The organism is Mycobacterium sp. (assembly GCF_052144515.1).
Lineage (GTDB): Bacteria > Actinomycetota > Actinomycetes > Mycobacteriales > Mycobacteriaceae > Mycobacterium.
Genome location: NZ_JBKQQD010000405.1, coordinates 1 through 19,616, shown reverse-complemented (window position 1 = coordinate 19,616; position 19,616 = coordinate 1). Strand labels below are relative to the sequence as shown.

Annotated in this window: 10 protein-coding genes, 1 tRNA gene and 2 pseudogenes; 7 read left to right on the top strand and 6 right to left on the bottom strand. The window is 66.3% G+C overall.

Features of this window, described 5'->3' with window-relative positions:
* Window positions 1–1,436: 1,436 nt before the first annotated feature.
* Window positions 1,437–1,877: a DoxX family protein gene (locus ACLP9N_RS27115; RefSeq protein ID WP_442410273.1), complete on the top strand. Its 441-nt coding sequence runs from the start codon at window positions 1,437–1,439 to the stop codon at window positions 1,875–1,877.
* A gap of 2 nt (window positions 1,878–1,879) precedes the next feature.
* Here ACLP9N_RS27115 and ACLP9N_RS27110 read toward each other — a convergent pair whose 3' ends face one another.
* Window positions 1,880–3,028 carry a L,D-transpeptidase gene (locus ACLP9N_RS27110; RefSeq protein WP_442410272.1) on the bottom strand — a complete coding sequence of 383 codons (1,149 nt, stop codon included), beginning with the start codon at window positions 3,026–3,028 and terminating at the stop codon, window positions 1,880–1,882.
* Between the two features lie 431 nt (window positions 3,029–3,459).
* Between ACLP9N_RS27110 and ACLP9N_RS27105 the strand changes: the two genes are divergently transcribed.
* Window positions 3,460–3,532, top strand: a tRNA-Lys gene (locus ACLP9N_RS27105).
* Between the two features lie 78 nt (window positions 3,533–3,610).
* Here the strand turns inward: ACLP9N_RS27105 and ACLP9N_RS27100 are convergent.
* The gene (locus tag ACLP9N_RS27100) at window positions 3,611–4,051 is read right to left on the bottom strand and encodes a hypothetical protein (protein ID WP_442410271.1); all 441 of its coding nucleotides are present in this window, start codon (window positions 4,049–4,051) and stop codon (window positions 3,611–3,613) included.
* A gap of 466 nt (window positions 4,052–4,517) precedes the next feature.
* Between ACLP9N_RS27100 and ACLP9N_RS27095 the strand changes: the two genes are divergently transcribed.
* Entirely contained in the window at window positions 4,518–6,263 is a 1,746-nt protein-coding gene (locus ACLP9N_RS27095; RefSeq protein WP_442410270.1) for a DUF3556 domain-containing protein, read from the top strand.
* On the opposite strand, the gene ACLP9N_RS27090 is transcribed toward ACLP9N_RS27095, so the two are convergent.
* On the bottom strand, window positions 6,250–6,477 hold the full coding sequence (locus ACLP9N_RS27090) for a DUF3618 domain-containing protein (protein WP_424072776.1): 228 nt from the start codon (window positions 6,475–6,477) through the stop codon (window positions 6,250–6,252). The two genes, ACLP9N_RS27095 and ACLP9N_RS27090, sit on opposite strands and share 14 nt — an antisense overlap.
* A gap of 90 nt (window positions 6,478–6,567) precedes the next feature.
* Here ACLP9N_RS27090 and bcp point away from each other — a divergent pair, with 90 nt between their 5' ends.
* Window positions 6,568–7,041 carry a thioredoxin-dependent thiol peroxidase gene (gene bcp / locus ACLP9N_RS27085; RefSeq protein ID WP_442410269.1) on the top strand — a complete coding sequence of 158 codons (474 nt, stop codon included), beginning with the start codon at window positions 6,568–6,570 and terminating at the stop codon, window positions 7,039–7,041.
* Between the two features lie 4 nt (window positions 7,042–7,045).
* Here the strand turns inward: bcp and ACLP9N_RS27080 are convergent, their stop codons facing one another.
* Window positions 7,046–8,380 (bottom strand): dipeptidase, encoded by a 1,335-nt coding sequence (locus ACLP9N_RS27080; RefSeq protein ID WP_442410268.1) that lies wholly within the window; start codon window positions 8,378–8,380, stop codon window positions 7,046–7,048.
* A 29-nt stretch (window positions 8,381–8,409) separates the two neighbouring features.
* Here ACLP9N_RS27080 and macS point away from each other — a divergent pair.
* The 3 genes and pseudogenes from macS (at window position 8,410) to ACLP9N_RS27065 (ending at window position 10,017) form a co-directional block, all read left to right on the top strand.
* A pseudogene (macS, locus tag ACLP9N_RS27075) lies at window positions 8,410–9,536 on the top strand (MacS family sensor histidine kinase).
* Between the two features lie 2 nt (window positions 9,537–9,538).
* Window positions 9,539–9,798: pseudogene (locus ACLP9N_RS27070) on the top strand (response regulator); the annotation flags it as partial.
* Window positions 9,799–9,822: 24 nt separating this feature from the next.
* Entirely contained in the window at window positions 9,823–10,017 is a 195-nt protein-coding gene (locus ACLP9N_RS27065; protein WP_442410274.1) for a hypothetical protein, read from the top strand.
* Here the strand turns inward: ACLP9N_RS27065 and acpS are convergent.
* Both acpS and ACLP9N_RS27055 read right to left on the bottom strand, forming a co-directional pair.
* Window positions 10,014–10,406 carry a holo-ACP synthase AcpS gene (gene acpS, locus ACLP9N_RS27060; protein ID WP_442410267.1) on the bottom strand — a complete coding sequence of 131 codons (393 nt, stop codon included), beginning with the start codon at window positions 10,404–10,406 and terminating at the stop codon, window positions 10,014–10,016. The genes ACLP9N_RS27065 and acpS overlap by 4 nt on opposite strands.
* A 28-nt stretch (window positions 10,407–10,434) precedes the next feature.
* Window positions 10,435–19,616: fatty acid synthase subunit beta domain-containing protein (locus ACLP9N_RS27055; RefSeq protein WP_442410266.1), on the bottom strand; the 9,182-nt coding region annotated here is incomplete at its 5' end.

The following is a 19,616-nucleotide window of genomic DNA, read 5'->3' as shown; positions in this document are numbered from 1 at the left end:
TACTCTTCTTCACGGCGGTCCCCTTGCTGTTGGTGTTCTTTGGCGGAACGCCCGACACCTACCACACGGCAGGAATCAAGCGGGGGACCGCCACCTCAACTTCCACGAGACCCGGGACAACCTCCTGGATCAACCGTTGACCGGCCGACAGGGAGGCTGGGGGAAAAAGGGTGGGCACACCGGTACAAAGTACGGCGGGGGATCATTTCGTACCCAAAAGTTGGATATCCCACCGTTTTGCCAAGGAACATTGCCTCGCCCGGCGGGGGTCCTCCAGTAGGTGTGGCAGACGCTCATGTCCCAGGCTACGAGTGAGGGTGGTATCGGCGGGATACCTGGGACCCGCGCAAAGTAGTCCCCCGGCACGGGTTGCCCTCGGCACCACTGAAATGGGCCTTGGGACTGAGGGTCTGCCTGGGCGGTACCTGGGGCCAGCCCTAAGCCGGCCCACCCCAAACCGCAGGACACCAACACAGTCGTTGCTAATCCCACGATGGGTCGTCTCACAAACCGGGATTTTCCGCCTCGGCAGCCCGGCCGTCGAGTGGGAATACGCGTTGATCGCGACATTCGGTTCACGATGGTCCTTTCGTTGCTGTCGGGCCGTACGTTAGCGCCGACCACTTGCGGAATTCTTGCGTGCGCTTGGGCTAGCGATTCCAATAACGGCGGGATTGCTTCTCCGCTGACCGGCCCGAAATCCGTTGCGGGCGTCATGATTACATCGTCCCGGTTGAGAGACCATCGCAGGGCAAACGCCGCGAAACCTCCGTCCCCGGCATAGGGGGAAGGGGTGGGGCTGGGCCGGGGCGATGAGATCACCGATGGGAATGGATTCCTTCGGAGAGCTCCATCCCGGCTACTTACCGGCTCGTGGGTCGAGAACGCCTGGCTGAGGTTTTAGCCCCTGAGAGCAACCCTTCCGCAGGTCCTCCTCGCACATCCGAATCCTCTAGAGCGCGAACCGGCGAAAAATGATCTACCGAAGCCGTTCGAGGCCGCTTCAGCATAGCGATTATTGAGACTTCATCTGCCTTTTCTCGCATTTGAAAGGTAATTATCTCCCACCCATATTCGCCAAGATAATTTGCGTGTTGGATGGCCCCCCCAAGTATTGTGTTCGCATCGTGATTCCAGCCGGTATTGAACCAGTTGTACTCCCACTTCGTACTCATAACCCGGCAGCCTACGCGGCTGGACCTAAAGCCCACGCGAATCTGCCCCGAGGGGAAAAATCGACTACGGCTAACCGACTCCCTTGTTGGATGACTCGAGCGAGGGAGCAGCGTAAGGCGAATTCAATTGGTGCGCAGGTCGTTTACGTATCACTGGTCGACGAGACCAATGAGGGCGTCAGCGAGTGCACCGACTTGACTACCATCGGGCCACGAGCCTGATGATGAGCACCCTGCTCATCACTCGTAGGGGGAACACCATTGACTGCCACGCAATCGTCCACCGGCGCCGAGGAAAGGGACCGCGTTCTTGCGTACCTGCTGGTGCGACTGGTCGTTGGGACCAGCTTGTTCGGACATGGGCTGGTCCGATTGCCCAAACTGAGTGCGTTCCACGGCCAACTGATGCGCGAATTCAAGACGTCAATCCTGCCCGAGATCCTCGTCTCGCCAATCGGGTACGCACTTCCGTTCGTCGAGTTGGCCATCGGTGTCTTGCTGCTGGCCGGCGCGCTGACCCGCGCGGCCGCGATCACCGGCGGCTTGGTCATGATCGTCATGGTCTTCGGCTCGACATCGATCGAGCACTTCGGCGTCATCGGCGAACAGCTCATCCATGCGAGCCTGCTTGCGGCGCTGCTTATGTTTCGCCGGCACAACACGTATTCCATCGACCACATCATCGCCCGCAATAGACGATGACGTCAGGTGTTGGCGTTGCCCGCCTTCCACTGCGGCCAGGGGATGTTCCAGTCACCGAGCCCCTCGGTCCCTGAAAGCGTGGGCCCCACAGTGTTGATGACCTCGACGATGTCGCCACGTTTGATGTGGTCGTAGAACCACACTGCGTTGCTGGGGCTCACATTCAGACACCCGTGGCTGGTGTTGGTGTGGCCCTGGGCGCCAACCGACCATGGTGCGGAGTGCACGAAGACGCCGCTGTAGGAAATCTGGGTGGCCCACGCGACATCGGTGCGATATCCGTTGGGCGAGTTGACCGGCACGCCGTAAGTCGACGAGTCCATGATGATGTGCGTGAACCGTGCACCGACGATGTAGACGCCGTTGGCCGTCGGGGTGCTGTCCTTACCCATCGACGTCGGCATCGTCTTGACCACTTCACCGTTGACCCGCACGGTCACCACTTTGGTGGTGTCGTCGGCGGTCGCGATGACCTCGTCGCCGACGGTGAAGTGCGTCTTGACGTTGTCCTCGCCGAACATTCCATTGCCCAAGTCGACGCCGTAGGTGTTGACCGCCACATCGATCGCCGTACCCGGCTTCCAGAAATGCTCTGGGCGCCAACGCACTTCGCGGTTGTTCAGCCAGTAGAACGCGCCCTCGACGGGCGGGTTGGTGGTGATGACGATGGCCTTCTGAGCCGCGGCGCGGTTTGCGATGTTCTCGTCGAAGCGAATCGCCACCGGCTCGCCGATGCCCACAACCTCACCGTCGCCCGGATTGACGTAGGGCATCGTCAGGTGCTCGGGGGAACTGGTCTGGAAGGTCATCTGGCGATTCGCCGCGCCACCGAGGCCAAGCGCCTTCACACTCAGCGTGTAGCGCCTGTTGTAGCCGAGCTGATCGGTGGTGGACCAGCGCAGTCCGTCGGGGCTGAGCTGACCATTGATCGTCCGGCCGTTGTCGTTGACCATCGTCACCGAACCCAGCACCCCGTCGGCAACGCTCACCGTTACGGGCGCATCCACGGTGACCCCGACGGCACCGTCGGTCACCGAGGATGTGAGCTTGGGAACAAGCAGATCGGCAAACGGCGTGCCCTTGTCGAAGATGACCTTGGCCGGGGCCGCACTGTGGCTGCTGCTGCAGCCAACAGCGACCACAGCAAACATAACGAGAGCAGCAGCCAGCCACGATCGGCGACTACGCAAAGGCGCTATCAAGTGACCTTCCAATTTCCATGAGCTTACTTTTGGTCACCGCTGACCAGAAACAGTGCATGTATTCTAATGGTTTGCGGCCGCTCCCCATGCCGACATGGAGCCGGTCAGCGGTTCAGTGTCGCCATCGTGACAGATTCTCCACTTGGGCGTGCGTAAACCCGGTGCGCTACGCGACCTGAATGCCACCTTCAGTGTCGAACGGGCACCGTACTGCGGGACGCTTTTCTGATATCTTGCGTCGGCCCCCGACGCTGAGCCGCCCAGGCGGACGCCAGCGCGAGAGGATCGCCTGCGACTCAACAGCTACCCTGGAAGGGTTCCGGGATTTCGTTCTGCGACACAACGCCTGTTATTGTCGCAACGCGGTCACGGCAGACCAGGCGCCGTTAGCTCAGTTGGTAGAGCAGCTGACTCTTAATCAGCGGGTCCGGGGTTCGAAACCCTGACGGCGCACAGCCCAGAGGCAGTACTAGCCACGCTTAGTAATCGAATCCATCGTTTATAGTTCGGTCAAGCAGCTCGGCAACCTCGTTACGCACCGCAGTCGGCGCTGTTGACCTTGCTTCCGTTGACTATCTTGCAGAACGGGAAACCGTTGTCCCCGTTCGCGACGCTGAGGGTCACACCTTGGCCACCGTCGACGAGTGTGACTGTCACATAGCTGCCGGGCTGAGCGTTACCGCCGCCGGTGATGTTGCCGTATGCGGTGGTGTCCGGCTGGGATGGTGGCCCCTGCACGCTGCCGAGACGAAAGTTCACCGAACCCCCGCGATACGTCTCGCTGCCGGTTCCATCGGCGTTGATGGTCATGCTTTCCCCGTGGGCGCCCCACTGCCCGACGAACGGACCACCGGCCACCGAGAAGGGTTGACTCAGCCCCGCCTGCCCTGGGTCAGCGTGGACTGGTGCTGCAAACGCCAGCCCCGCTCCAAGGGCTGTCGCCAGCACGGCTGGCGCTAATGCATTGTTCACCTGTTTACCCGATCTCTTAGCGACAAATTTGGGATCTCTCATCGGCAGATTGGATCTCCGACAACCCTGGCACTTTGTGATGAAGGATCGTAGAAGTATCGCCAAATTCACTTTTCTGATCTCCAGCCTGTCGATGGAGGTCGCCAGGTCTTGCGGCCCGTCACGGCATCGCTTCGGCCCACGCGATATGCCCCTCGAAGTCAAGCGTTTTCGCCATGTCGCGATAGCGATCCCGCAAGCGTGCATAAGCCGCGTCATCACGGTGAGCCCGCGCTGCCTGAATCCGCGCTGCTGCAGAGAGTTTCGTAGCAGCCGGCGACCGCGCGCGGGCTCTTCGCGCCTATGCACATTATTTGTGGCCTGTTTGTGTCCGGGTCATATGGCTCCGCACTAGTGGTCGGTGCGGGTAGTTTCTTTCGTCACCGCCACCAGGCACCGTCAGACCAGGTTTGTCGAAGGAGCTGCAATGGGTTTCATCCAGCCCAACCTGCCCGTCGTCGACATGGCCGAGTGGAGCAAGGGCACGCGCGCCGAGCGGATCGTGCCGATGGCACGCCACATCGCCGAGAACGGGTTCGGCACCCCGCTGATCATGCATGTGATGTACGGCGTGAAGATCGCGCTGTACATCCTCGGCGGCTGGCTGTTCGCGTGGTCCACGAGGGGTATAGGCGGCTTCTCCGATGTCGCCGCGTGGTGGACGGAACCAATCGTGTTCCAGAAGGCCGTGCTCTACACGATGTTGTTCGAAGTCGTCGGTCTGGGTTGCTGCTTCGGGCCGCTGGCCGGTCGCTACTTCCCACCGATGGGTTCGATCCTGTACTGGCTGCGGCCCGGCACCATCCGGTTGCCACCCTGGCCGGGCCGGGTGCCGATGACCAAGGGCAGCAACAGAACCCCGTTCGACGCGCTGCTCTACGGCGTCCTTGTCGTGTTGCTCGCGATCGCGCTGGTGTCCGACGGCAGCGGGCCAATACCCGCTCTGCACACGGAGATCGGCGTGCTGCCGCACTGGCACACCGTCGCAATCCTGTCGGTCCTGGCCGTGCTCGGCCTGCGCGACAAGATCATCTTCCTGGCCGCCCGCGGCGAGGTGTACGCGCCATTAGCCCTGGTGTTCCTGTTCTCCGGAGCGGACATCGTCGTCGGGGCCAAGGTGGTGTTCATGGTGATCTGGCTGGGCGCGGCGACCTCGAAGCTCAACCGGCACTTTCCGTTCGTGATCTCGACGATGCTGGCCAACAACCCGTTCATCCCGTCGGGGCCGCTCAAGCGGTCAATGTTCAAGCGCTATCCGGACGACCTGCGGCCCAGCGGGTTGGCCGGTTTCATCGCCCACTTCTCCACCGCGGTGGAGGGTCTGGTGCCCCTGGTGCTGTTCTTCTCCCACGGTGGCTGGCCGACGGCCATCGCCGCATTCGTGATGATCGTGTTCCACCTGAACATCCTGCTGGCGTTCCCGATGGGTGTGCCCCTGGAGTGGAACGTGTTCATGATCGTCGGGGTGCTCTGGCTGTTTGTCGCGCACGCACAGTTGGGATTGTCGGATGTCACCAACCCGGTGCCGATTGCCGTGCTGTTCGTGGTCGTCGCCGGAACCGTCGTGATCGGAAACCTCTACCCGCGCAAGGTTTCCTTCCTGCCCGGCATGCGCTACTACGCCGGCAACTGGGACACCACAGTGTGGTGCGTCAAACCGTCGGTCGACGAGAAGTTCCGTATCGGTTCGCGCGCGCTCGGCCCGCTGCAGCACCTACAGCTCGAGCGGTTGTACAAAAACAAAGGAGAGACCCTGGTCCCGTTGCACCTTGCCTTCGCGTTCCGCGGGATGAACACCCACGGCCGCGCGCTGTACACCCTGGTGCACCGTGCGCTGGCCGGCTACAACGAGGACAACTACAACCTGTGCGAGGGCGAGACTCTCTGCGCGGTGGTTCTCGGCTGGAACTTCGGCGACGGGCATCTGCACAACGAGTGCCTGATCGAGGCGCTACAGGAGCGGTGCGGTTTCGAGCCTGGCGAGGTGCGGGTGGTGATTCTCGACGCGCAACCCCTCCACAAACAGACCCAGGAGTACCGGCTCGTCGACGCGGCGACCGGCGAGTTCGAGCGGGGCTACGTAAACGTCGCCGATATGGCCGACGCGCAGCCGTGGGCGGATGACCTACCGATACACGTCCACCGCAGCGCGGGTGCCGTCAGCGATTCCTGACCCGGTGCACCACGACCACGACGACGAGGGCTCCGACCCCGGCCAGCGACGCCGTCACCACGGGTTTTCTGACGAACTCGATGACCCGGGCCTTGAGATCGTCGGCGAGGCGACGCGGGTTGGCGCGCTCAGCAAGTGAGTCGACGGTGGCCGCGAGCTGTTCGCGGGCGACGTCGATGTCCTGCTTGATGGTGTCGGGATCCCGGTCCGCCACGTGTCTGTCCTCCAAATCCCCCAGTCGGCCTCCTGCACCTGAGGGACTACCCTAGTGCCGACGCTCCGGTGAGCCGAAAGGGGAAGCACGTTGACCGAGACCACGCGGCTGGCGCCCGGTGACAAGGCGCCTGCGTTCAGCCTGCCCGACGCCGATGGCAAGAAGGTGTCGCTGTCCGACTACAAGGGGCGCCGTGTCGTCGTCTACTTCTATCCGGCGGCCTCGACGCCGGGATGCACAAAACAGGCCTGCGATTTTCGCGACAACCTGCACGACCTCAACGACGCCGGCCTCGATGTCGTCGGCATCTCCCCCGACAAGCCGGAGAAGCTGGCGAAATTCCGTGACGCGGAAGGGCTGAGGTTCCCGCTGCTGTCCGATCCCGACCGCAAGGTGCTGACCGCCTGGGGCGCCTATGGGGAAAAGCAGATGTACGGCAAGACCGTCCAGGGTGTCATCCGCTCGACATTCGTCGTCGACGAAAAAGGCAAAATCGCGGTCGCGCAATACAACGTCAAGGCCACCGGTCATGTGGCCAAGCTGCGCCGCGACCTGTCGGTGTAGGCGATCAGGCCAGGTTGGCCAGCAGCAGCGCTTCGGCTACCGCTGCGCGTTCCAGGACACCCAGATCCAGGCTCTCGTTGACGCTGTGCGCCTGTGTTGCGGGGTCTTCCACTCCGGTGACGAGGATCTTCGCCTGCGGAAACGCGGCGGCGAACTCGGCGATAAACGGGATCGAGCCGCCCATCCCCATGTCGATGGGGTCAGCGCCCCACGCCTGCCGAAACGCCGCCCGCGCGGCGTCATAGACCGGGCCGCAGGCCTCGATGGCATACGGCTCGCCGACCTCGCCGCGGGTGACAGTGACCTGCGCACCCCACGGCACGTGCCGCTGCAGATGAGTGGTCAACGCATCCAGGTGGGCCTTGGCGTCGCCGCCGGGCGCAACCCGCATGCTGATCTTGGCGCGGGCCCGCGGGATGAGTGTATTGGATGCTGCCGCAACCGATGTGGTGTCGATGCCGATCACGCTGATCGCCGGTTTGGACCAGAGCCGCTGTGGCACCGAACCGGAGCCGATTTCGGACACCCCGTCCAACAGCCCGGCATCGGCGCGTACCCGCTCGGACGGGTAATCCGGGTAGTTCAATGCGGCTGCCTTCGTTTCGTGCAGGCCCGCCACGGCCACGTTGCCGTCGTCGTCGTGCAGGCTGGCGAGCAGCCGCACCAGCACGCTCAGTGCGTCGGGGATCACTCCGCCCCACAAGCCGGAGTGCAGCCCGTGGTCCAGCGTGGCGACCTCGACCACGCAGTCGACCATCCCGCGCAGCGATACCGTCAGCGCCGGGATCTCGGTGCTCCAGTTGTCCGAGTCGGCGATGACGATCACGTCGGCGGCCAATGCGTCGCGGTGGGCGGCGAGCAACCGGCCCAGTGACGGCGACCCGGATTCCTCTTCGCCTTCGATAAAGACCGTCACGCCCACCGGCGGTCGGCCGCCGTGCGCCTGGAACGCCGCCAAATGTGTTGCGATACCGGCCTTGTCATCGGCGCTACCGCGACCGTAGAGTCGCCCACCGCGCTCCGTCGGCTCGAAAGGCGGCGACATCCACTGACCACGATCGCCTTCGGGCTGCACGTCGTGGTGGGCATACAACAGCACGGTGGGCGCACAGGGTGGCGCCGGATACCGGGCGATGACCGCCGGCGCACCGCCCTCGCTGACGATGCGCACATCGTCAAAACCCGCCTGCGACAACAGTTCTACGACCGACTGCGCGCTGCGGTGTACCTCGTCGCGCCGCCCGGGGTCGGCCCACACCGATTCGATCCGCACCAAGTCCTCGAGATCGCGACGCACCGAAGGCAACACATCGCGGACCCGCTCAACCAGATCAGTCATGGTTTTCAGGCTAACTAAGCTGGGCTCCTATGGTTGACCTCGCGGCGAATCACGGGCCTGACCCGACCACGCCGCTCTGGCGGGCGGCACAGGTGTTCGGCTGCTGAGCTGCGTGTACGCGCTGGGGTTTCAGATCGCGATCAATTCGGATCTGCGCCGGCCCGCGCTGGGTTGGGTGCTGTTCGGTGTGCTGATCGGCTGGAGCGCGGCCTGCGCGATCGCCTACCTGCGCGGGTTCGGTCGGCGGCCGGCCTAGGTGATCGCCGAGCTCGTCATCGTGGTCCTGCTCATGTGGTCGAACAAAGTCGTCGCGTCTCCGCATTGGGCGGCCGACAACCAGACCTGGCCGACAACGTTGTGGGCCAGCAATCCCACGATTTCGGCGGCGCTTCAGTTCGGCCCGGCCGGGGGGATGTTGACGGGCGTGGCGGTGATGGCCACCAATTTCGCCGTCAAGAACTACTTCAGTGTCAACCTCGGGCACAACGCCACCATCATCATCGAGCTCGCGATCGGCTTGGCGATCGGCATGGCCGCCCGCACCGCCCGACACGCACACGACGAGTTGCAACGAGCTGCGCAACTATCCGCCGCCCTCGAGGAACGCGAGCGGCTGTCCCGGCAAGTCCATGACGGTGTCATCCAGGTGCTGGCGCTGGTCGCCAAGCGGGGTCACGAAATCGGGGGTGCCACATCCGGTCTGGCGGATTTGGCGAGCGAACAGGAACGTGCGCTACGACGATGGCTGTCGTCCACCACCATTGACCACGACGGAGACAAGGCCATCGACCTACGCAGCCTGCTTCGCCGCCGGGAGTCCGACCGCGTGTCCATGAGTCTGCCCGGAACCGCGGTAAGACTGGAACGGCGGGTGGCCGCCGAGCTGGACGCCGCGGTGGGCAATGCCCTCGACAACGTGCGCTCGCACGCGGGTCCGGACGCCCACGCGTTCGTGCTATTGGAAGACCTTTGCGATTCGGTCGCGGTGAGCGTTCGCGACGACGGCGTGGGCATCCCGGCCGGCCGCCTCGGCATCTCGAAGTCAATCGTGGGCAGGCTGGCGTCGCTGGGCGGCACCGCACAACTGCGCACCGATATCGGCGAAGGCACCGAGTGGGAGCTGTGCGTGCCGCGTCAAAATAGAAAACATGGCTGACTATGACTGATAAGGCCCTGCCCACGGTGATGGTCGTCGACGACCATCCGATCTGGCGTGACGCGGTCGCCCGTGACCTCGCCGACGACGGGTTCGACGTGGTGGCCACCGCCGATGGCGTGGCCGCGGCGCGACGTCGAGCCGCCGTGGTCAAGCCCGATGTGGTGCTGATGGACATGCAGCTTGCGGACGGCACCGGTGTGCAGGCCACGACGGAAGGGCGGTCTCGCCGTCCTCACGGGTGCTGGTGCTGTCGGCCTCCGCGTCGCCCGGCATCGTGGCCGCCATGACCGAATCGCACCGTGCTGACCGTGCCGTTATAAGTCGCCTTTCCGAAGAATTCGACGCCTTGTCCCGGCAGATGTCCCGGGTCTCGAGCGAACTCGTCGAACTTGACCGCGTGATCACCGGCGCGGGCACCCTACCCCGGCCGGCACCTGCCGCCCCGCCACTGCCGCGACCGAGCGTGGCCCCCTACTAGGGGGTTTCGAGGATGGCCACCGCGGCGGCGGTATCTCCCTCGTGGCACAGGGACACGTGGATCGTCACGTCCGCCAGATGCTTGGCGATGGCCCCGGTCAGCCGGACTCGGGGCCGTCCCCACATGTCGGTGACCACCTCGATGTCGCGGTGGATGTCCTCCCGCAGCACGGGCCGCTGGGCGAACCGCGATCCCGACCTGGCCTTGATCACCGCCTCCTTGGCGGCCCAGCGGGCGGCCAGGTGACGCGCCGCCGACGAACTCTTGTCCGAGGCGTCGCGACGCTCACCGGGGGTGAAGGTCTCCGAGAACGCAGTTCCCGGTTGATCGACCTGCTCGGCGAAATCAGGAATGGAGACGAGGTCGATCCCCACTCCGACGATGCCCATGGACGGCCAGGTTAACGGATGGCCAAATTCATCCGGCAGAGACCTCGTAGGCCCCGTAGATCAAGCCGTCACCGAGCCGAGCGGTCGGATCCAGCAGCATCGCCGACTCCTGCCGCTTTTCCGGCGCCTCATGGTCGAAGCGACGGTCGGCCGGCCGCTCGTACATCGGGGCACCGCCGGCGATGGCCGAGGCAAGCCGGCGCTGCCCGGCCAGCAGACGGGCCTCAGCTCGCCGCTGGTAGTCCGCGCGCTGCTCTGGTTCCAGCGCGGCGACGAACGCCTGCGGGTGCACCAACGCGACCAAGCCGGACACGTGGCCGAACCCGAGACTGGTCAGCATCCCGGCCTTTAGCGGGAACTTCCCGCCGAGCCGCAGGGTGTCGCGGACCCACACGAAGTGTGCCGAGCCGGCCAGTTCGTCGTCGACGCAGTCCAGGCTGCGGTTTGGCGGGATCACCCCATCGCGCAGCATCTGGCACAACCCCATCATCTGGAAGACCGCCGCGCCGCCCTTGGCGTGACCGGTGAGGCTCTTCTGCGAGACCACGAACAGCGGAGCACCCTCGGAGCGGCCCAGTGAGTCCGCCAGTCGCTCGTGCAGCTCGGTCTCGTTGGGATCGTTGGCCAACGTCGAGGTGTCGTGCTTGGAGATCACCGCGACGTCGTCGGCGCCCACCCCCAGCTTGGTCAGCGCCCGCGCCAGCGGCGAGTCCTTGCCGCCGCGCCCGGCGCCCAGCGCGCCCAGGCCCGGGGCCGGGATCGAGGTGTGCACACCGTCGCCGAAGGACTGCGCGAAGGCTACGACCGCGAACACCGGCAGACCCATCTTGAGCGCCAGGTCGCCGCGCGCCAGCAGGATGGTGCCGCCCCCCTGAGCCTCGACGAAGCCCAGCCGGCGCCGGTCGTTGGGCCGCGAGAACTTCGAGTCGTGTATCCCGCGGCCGCGCATCATTGCGGTGTCGGCGGTGGCCGCCATGTCACCGAAGCCTATGATGCCCTCCAGGGTCAGGTCGTCGATGCCGCCAGCCACCACCATTTCGGCCTTGCCCAGCCGGATCTTGTCGACGCCCTCCTCGACCGACACCGCGGCCGTCGCGCACGCGGCGACCGGGTGGATCATCGCGCCATAGCTGCCGATGTAGGACTGAACCACATGCGCGGCAACGATATTCGGCAACACTTCCTGGAATATGTCGTTTGGCTTGTTACGGCCCAACAGGTTTCCGTGATACATGGTCTGCATCGAGGTGGCACCACCCATGCCGGTGCCCATGGTGTTGGCCACCAAACCCGGGTGCACATACCGCATCACCTCGGCCGGGCTGAAACCAGCGGTGAGGAACGCGTCGACGGTCGCCACGATGTTCCAGACCGCCAACCGGTCGATGGAACTGGCCATGTCCGGGCTGATGCCCCACACCATCGGGTCGAACCCGGTCGGGACCTGGCCGCCAACGACGCGGGACAGCTTGGTCTTTCGCGGCACCCGGATCTCGGTGCCGGCCTTGCGGATGACCTGCCAGTCGCTCGAGTCGGGCACCGGCCGGGTGACCGTGTGCTCCGGGTCGAACTCCACGAAGGCGCGGGCGTCCGCCTCAGACGACACCACGAACGCAAAGTCCTTGTCCAGGAACACCGACACCAGCAGCGGGGAGGCGTGGTCGGGGTCGATCGCGCCGTCGTCGACGAACTCGCGGATACCGCACCGCTCCACCACGGTGTCGTGGTAGCGCTCGACCAGCTCGGACTCGTCGACCAACTCGCCGGATTGCGAATCGTACCAACCCGGTTGGGGATCGTCCTCCCAGCGGATCAGCCCCGTGGTCCAGGCCAGCTCTAACACGCCGGCCGCCGACAGTTCGTTGTCGACCTCCATCTCGAAGCGGGTGCGCGACGAGCCGTACGGGCCGATTTCGGCGCCCCCGACGATCACCACCAAGTCGGCAGGGTCGACGTCGAGGTCAGCCCACTCCGGAGGTGGTGCCGGCGTGTATCCGCGCGGCGGTGAGGGCAGCGCGTCAATGATTCCCTCGGCCGGAGGGTCGTCGGCCCCGCTTTCTGCGGCTGTCGCCGACATCTCCTCACGGGCTTTGGCGGCCAGCTCGGCCATGTCGAGGTTAGCGTCGCCAAGCCCACCGGTCAGGTCTGCCTTGATCGGCGCGAGGGCCGCGGCCACCTTGGACTCCACGTCGCACAGATCCAGCAGCATCGTTGCCATCTCTTCGGTCGAGTAGGTGGTGACACCGGCCTCTTCCACGGCGGACACGATGGCGTCGTTGTGGCCCATCAGTCCGGTGCCGCGGGTCCAGCCGATCAGCGCGTGCGCCAGGCTGACCCGGGCCGCCCAGGACGACTCGGCGTGCCAGCGGCTCACGACGGCGTCCAGCGCCGACTTGGCTTCGCCGTAAGCGCCGTCACCGCCGAACATTCCGCGGTTGGGCGAACCGGGCAGCACCACGTGCAACCGCGACGCGATGTCACGTTCGGCGCCAATCGTCGACAAGCCGCCGATCAGCCGCTGCACGGCCCACAACAGCACCTTCATCTCCATCTCGGCGCGCGAGCCCGCCTCCGACAGGTCACCGACAACACGCGGTGCCGCGAACGGGAACAGCAACGTCGGGGTCTGCGCGTCCTTGATGTGAATCGACTGCGGCCCAAGGCTTTCGCTCTGCTCGTTACCGATCCACTCGACCAGTGCGTCGATGTCGGAGTAGGACGCCATATTGGCCGCGACCACCCACAGCGCGCCGCCGTACCGGGCGTGGTCGCGATACAGCGAGCGGTAGAACGCGAGTCGCTCGCCGTCGAGCTTGGATGTCGTCGCGATGACCGTTGCGCCGCCGTCGAGCAGCCGTGCGACTACCGACGCCGCGATCGAACCCTTCGAAGCGCCTGTCACCACGGCGATTTCGCTGCTGTACGGACCGGCGTCCGGGTTCTCGGCCCCTGCGGCGATGCGGCCATAGAGCGATGCGTGGATCTGACGGCCCGCCGCCAGCGCCTTACCCTGCCACCAGGTCGCCTGCGTCGCGACGACGTGACCGGCGCCCTCGAACCTCTCCGACAGGCGCACCCAGTCGGCGTCGATGTCGCCCTCGTCGGTCAGCCAGAGCTTGACCAGATCCTCGCGGGCGCTGGCCCAGCGGTCGTCGAAGACGACGGCCTTCTTGGCATCGAAGACCGGCGCCACCAAACGTGGCCAGTCCGCGCCCAATTCGGCGGTGACCAGGTCGATGAGCTCGGCATCGGTGGCCGCCGGCGACGCGGTGACCGGGTCGTCCAGCCCCAGCTGACCCAGCACCAGCCGGGCCGCCGAAGCGAGCACACCGTCGCGCCCGGTGATCTGATCGGTGAACTCGCTCAGCGCGGCCGCGTCTACGGTCGCGCCGCCGCCACCGCCGGCGGACGGCAGGGCCACCGAAATGCCTTGGCGCGCGGCGACCGAAGCCACCGCGGCGTCAACGACCTTGTCGACGGACGCGGCGTCGGCCAGCGCCCCCTCGTGCAGGTTGCCCAGGGCACCGCCGCGAACGCTGGTGCCCTCGCGGGTACCCAGCGCGACCTCGACCGTGATGTGCTTGGCCCAACCCTCGCTCAGCTCCCAGGCCTTCTTGACCCGCTCGGCGATGGCGCCGGGCCGCTTGCCCGAAGGCCCGAGCACCGTGCGCAACTGGTCGTTGATCGCATCGGAAAGCACTGGGCCGTAAGGCTTGTAGGTGCGGGCCAGCTTGGTCACCTGCGACCGCAACCCGGCCAGGTCGGCCTCTGCGGCCCCGTCGATGGCGCCCAGGTTCAGCTCGGAGCCCAAGTCCACCAGCAACTGGTTGCGCCGCGACGACGCGCCGTCGGTGATGGACTCGATGGAATCCAGCTCCTCGATCTGGTCGATGCGCATCTTGGCCGACAGCGCGATCAGCGCCAGGGTGGCATCGGCGGCGTCGAACGCGAGGTCGTCGGGGCGCGGGCCCCCGGAGGGTGCGGCGGCGGGGGCCGGCGCGGGCACCACCGCGGCGGCTTCCTGCACCACTTCGGCCTCCGCCGCGGGCTCCTCATCCTCGGGCTTGGGCTCGGGGTCTGTGTCGGTGGCGAACAACACCGCGGCATCGCGCTCGGCATTGAGCACTTCCACTGTGCTGTGGGCATATTCGGGCAACTTGAGGGTGTTGGTGGCAAGGCCCGCCACGGTCGGCGATGCCTTCACACCGATCTCGACGAACCGCTCCACACCGAGGCCGCCCGCGGCCTCTTCGGTGAACAACAGATCCTGGGTCTCGATCCAGCGCACCGGGCTGGCGAACTGCCAAGCCAACAGCTCGATGAAGACCGTGCGCACCATCTCCCGCGGCCGCTCGCGACGCCACGTGTCGTAGTCGGCGAGGATCTCGTCGAGCGGTTCGGCCGGCACCAGGTCGCGGATCTCCTGGATGAAGTCGCGGTCCATCGTGAACGGGCGCGGCACCAGGTTGGGAATGTAGCGGCCGACGATCAGGTCGGGATCCTTATCGCGCGGCACCAGCCGCTCCAGCGATCGGCGGAACTCGGCGACACCGACCCGCAAGACCCGCGAGTGGAACGGCACGTCGATGCCCGGCACCAGGATGAACGAGCGCCGGCCGCCGCTGAGTTCACGGCGTCGCTCGACCTCGGCTTCCAGCGCTTCCAGGCCACGCACCGTGCCGGCGATCGCGTACTGCGAGCCACGCAGGTTGTAATTGACGATCTCAAGAAACTCACCAGTATTCGCGGCGATGTTTGCGACGAATGCCGGGACCTCGTCGTCAGGCAGGTCGATCTGCGAGGGCCGGATCGCCGCCAACCGGTAGTTCGAGCGGCCCAACTCGTCGCGCGGCACGATGTCGTGCATCTTCGACCCACGGTGGAACACCGCCTCCAACAGCGCCTCGAGTTCGAAGACACCCGTGACGCAGGCCAGCGCGGTGTACTCGCCGACCGAATGGCCGCAGGCGATGGCACCGTCGACGAAGGCGCCCTGCTCACGCATCTCAGCGACCTGTGCGGCCGCCACGGTCGCCATCGCCACCTGGGTGAACTGTGTCAAAAACAGCACGCCTTCGGGGTGGTGGTAGTGCACAGCGCTGGCGATGATGCTGGTCGGGTTGTCGCGGACCACGTGCAGCACCGAGAAGCCCAGTGTGTCGCGCGTGAATTTGTCGGCACGGTCCCACACCTTGCGGGCAGCTTTGGAGCGGGCCCGGACGTCCATGCCCATGCCCTTGTGCTGGATGCCCTGGCCAGGGAACGCGTAGACCGTCATGGGCGAAGCCAGCCGGGCGGTCGCCGACATCACCAGATCCGAACCGATGCGGGCGGCTACCTCCAAAACCTCTGCGCCCTGGTCGATTCCGACGCGCTCAACACGGAAGTCCACCTCGTCGCCGGGGCGCACCATGCCCAGGAATCGTGCCGTCCAGCCGACCAGCCGGGCCGGTGGCCGGGCCTGGCCGTCGGTGGCCGTGACCGCGTGCTGCGCGGCGGCCGACAGCCACATGCCATGCACGATGGGCGATTCCAGACCAGCCAGCAGCGCGGCGGCACGGTCGGTGTGAATGGGGTTGTGGTCACCGGACACCACGGCGAACGGGCGCATGTCGACCGGCGCGGTCAGCGTGACGTCGCGGCGACGACGACGCGGTGTGTCGGTCGCGTTCTCGGACACGGCGCCACCGGCCCGCGCTGGGTCGGTGAGTTCCGCCGCACCGGTGCGGCCAAGGATCGCGAACCGCTCGTCGAAGTGGGCTATCGCAGTGCCGTCGGGACCAGTGACCGTCACGGACACCGGCACAACGCGGCCCATGTCGGTGTCGGCGGCGTCCGAAGCCGTTGCGGTGATGTGCAATTGGGCCGGGACGGCGGGCAGCTTGCCTACCATGCGGGCAGCGTGATCCAGGTGCACCAGGCTCAGCAGGCCCTCGACCACCGGGACCCCAGCATCGGTGACGGCCGAACCGATCGCGGCGAAAACCGCGGGCCAGCATGGACCGACGAGCGCGTCGGGGACGGTGGTGAGGCTGGGCGCCAGCGGCTCGCCGAAGGTGGCCGTGACCCCGGTGTGGTCGGCCACCTGCTCGGGGTCCCAGTCCACGGTCACGGTCGCCGTCCCGTCCTGAACCGGGGGCAGGTGTTCCGGCCCGTCGACACCGGCGGCGATCGCCAGCACCGCGCGCATGGCCGTGGCGGCGTCCTCGGTCGAAACCACCGGAGCGCCACCGTCAATGGCGTTGGCGGGCAGGGTGAATGGGATGTCGACCCAGGTGCCCGACACCGGGACGCTGAGCACCACCCGGTCGTCGACGCTCACCTGCAGCCGGGCTCCCGTGGAAGAGTGCGTGGCGCGCTGACTTTCAGGTCCTTCGTGCACCTGCCAGTCGGCGGAGTCGGCGATCCGGTGCACCGGGTTGGTCGCGGTGCGGCCAGCCCAGACCACGTCGGGCGCGTCGAGCACGACGGCCAGCGGTCCGGTCACATCGGGGCGACCCCGCCGACGCGAGGTGACCTCGCGCGGCTCGGTTCCGGCGGCCAGTACCTCATCGATGGCGGCCTGCTCGAAGCGGTCCAGCAGGTCGCCGACGGGCTCGTCCATCCGGGTGATGCCGGCCACCGCCGCCGTACCGGGGATGATGCACACCTGGTCGGCGTCGTAGCGGGCGTCGTGCGCCTGCCACAGCGAGTCGCTGCGCCACCAGCGCCGCACGTCCTTATCGATCACCGGCACGAAGTTCACCGGCTTGCCCAATGTCTTGCACAGCGTGACGAAGAAGGGCACGTCGGCCGGATGCAGTTGTACGGTCTCGGCGTCCGGGTAACTGTTCAGCAGCAGGTCGATCGCGGCGTCGGGGTTCTCCAGCAACGGAATATCGTCGAACAGCGTCTCGATCGGGCCGAAATCCTTTGGGTGCAAACGGGCTTCGGCGCGCTTCAGCATCTCTTGGAAGCGGTCGCGCCAGGTGTCGGCCAGCCACGGGCTGCCCGGCGATGCGGTGTCGGCCGTCGAGTCGCCCTCGCCGATCGTCAGCTCGACATAGCGTCGCAGCCACTGCAGGTAGGTCATCTCCCCGACGTCGCCGAAGTAGGGCTTGGCGGTGTTGGCCATCGCGGTGATGATCTCGTCGCGGCGCTCGGCGACCGCCTCGGCGTCGCCGGCGACCTCGTCGAGCAGCCGGCCGCAGCGCGACGCGGTGTTGTCGATCTCATGAATGTCCGCGCCCAGCTGGCTACGGCTGGAAGCCATGCCGCCCTGGGCTTTTCCGGCACTGATCCACAGGTCGGTGCCCTGGGTTTCGACCAGCATCTTTTTGACCGACGGCGACGTGGTGGACTCCAGCGTGGCCATCGCGGCGGTGCCGACCAGGATGCCGTCGATCGGCATCGACGGGAAGCCGTACGCCTGCGCCCAGCGCCCGGACAGATAGTCGGCCGCCCGTTCCGGGGTGCCGATGCCGCCGCCGACGCACACGGTGATGTTGGGCCGCGACCGCAACTCCGAATAGGTGGCCAGCAGCAGGTCGTCGAGGTCCTCCCATGAGTGGTGGCCACCGGCGCGCCCGCCCTCGACGTGCATGATCACCGACTTGGTGGGCACCTCGGTCGCGATGCGGATCACCGAGCGGATCTGCTCGATGGTTCCCGGCTTGAACACCACGTGGCTGATGCCGATGTCGTTGAGCTCGCCGATCAGTTCGACCGCATCCTCGAGGTCGGGGATGCCGGCGCTGACCACCAGGCCGTCGATCGCCGCACCGGACTGGCGCGCCTTCTGCACCAGCCGCTTGCCACCGACCTGCAGCTTCCACAGGTAGGGGTCCAGGAACAGCGCGTTGAACTGGTAGGTGCGGCCCTCGTCGAGCAGCCCGGACAGTTGCTGGACGCGGTCAGCGAAGATCTCCTCGGTGACCTGCCCGCCGCCGGCCAGCTCGGCCCAGTGCCCGGCGTTGGCCGCCGCAGCGACGATCTTGGCGTCGACGGTGGTGGGGGTCATGCCCGCCAGCAGGATCGGCGAGCGCCCGGTCAGCCGGGTGAACTTGGTGGAGAGCTTGACCCTGCCGTCGGGCAGGCGAACGACGGTCGGGGCGTAGCTCGACCAGGCCCGAGCCACCTCAGGGGTGGCCCCGACGGTGAACAGGTTGCGCTGACCGCCGCGGGTTGCGGCCGGCACGATGCCCACACCGAGGCCGCGGATCACCGGCGCGGTCAGCCGGGTCAGGATGTCGCCGGGCCCCAGGTCGAGAATCCAGCGTGCGCCGGCCTCGTGCACCCGGGTGATTTCTTCCACCCAGTCGACACCGTCCACCAGGATGGCCTCGGTCAGCTTTCGGGCCAACGCGACGTCGAGGCCCACCTGCTCCGCCCAGCTGCCGACGATATCTATACCGTCGGCCAGCCGCGGTGTGTGAAAGCCCACCTCCACCCGCACCGGGTCGAAAACCGGTGCGAAGACGTCGCCGCCGCGGACCTTGTTCTTGCGGTCGGCCTCTTCCTTCTCGGAGATCTGCCGGCAATACAGCTCGAAACGCGACAGTTGCTCGGGGGTGCCGGTGATGACGACCGAACGCCGGCCGTTGCGGATGGACAAGACCGGGGGCAGCACGGTGCGGACGTCCTGGGAGAACTCGTCGAGCAGCCGGCGGATGCGCTCGGGATCGGCGTTGGTCACCGACACCATCGGCGGGCGGTCGCCGAGCACCGAGATGCCGCGTCGGCGGGCCACCAGCGTCCCGGCCGCACCGATCAGCTGGGCCGAGGCCAGCAGCTCGACATCGCACGCGCCTGCGGACTTGAACGCCTCGACGGCGAGCACACCTTGCGAATGCCCCGCGACGGCCACAGGCGGCGTGGCGACCCAGTCCATGCCCTGACGAGCCAAGGCACGGCCGGCCGCGATTTGAGTGAGCAGCACGCCAGGTATCGACACAGCGGCAGACGTCAGGTGCTTGTCGGACGGGACCGGATCTTCGGCCGCTAGCGCACGCACCCACTGCAGCGGCTCGAAGCCGATCGGACGCACCACGACCAGCTCTTTTGCCACCGGTTGCAGCAGCAGCTCCACCTCGCCGGCCAGCGCTGCCAACTCGGATTCGATCCCGGCCGAGGACACCAGTTCTTCGAGGGTCTCCAGCCAGGCGCTGCCCTGGCCGCCGAACGCCACCGCGTAGGGCTCGCCGGCCGTCAGACGGTCGACCAGAGCGTGGG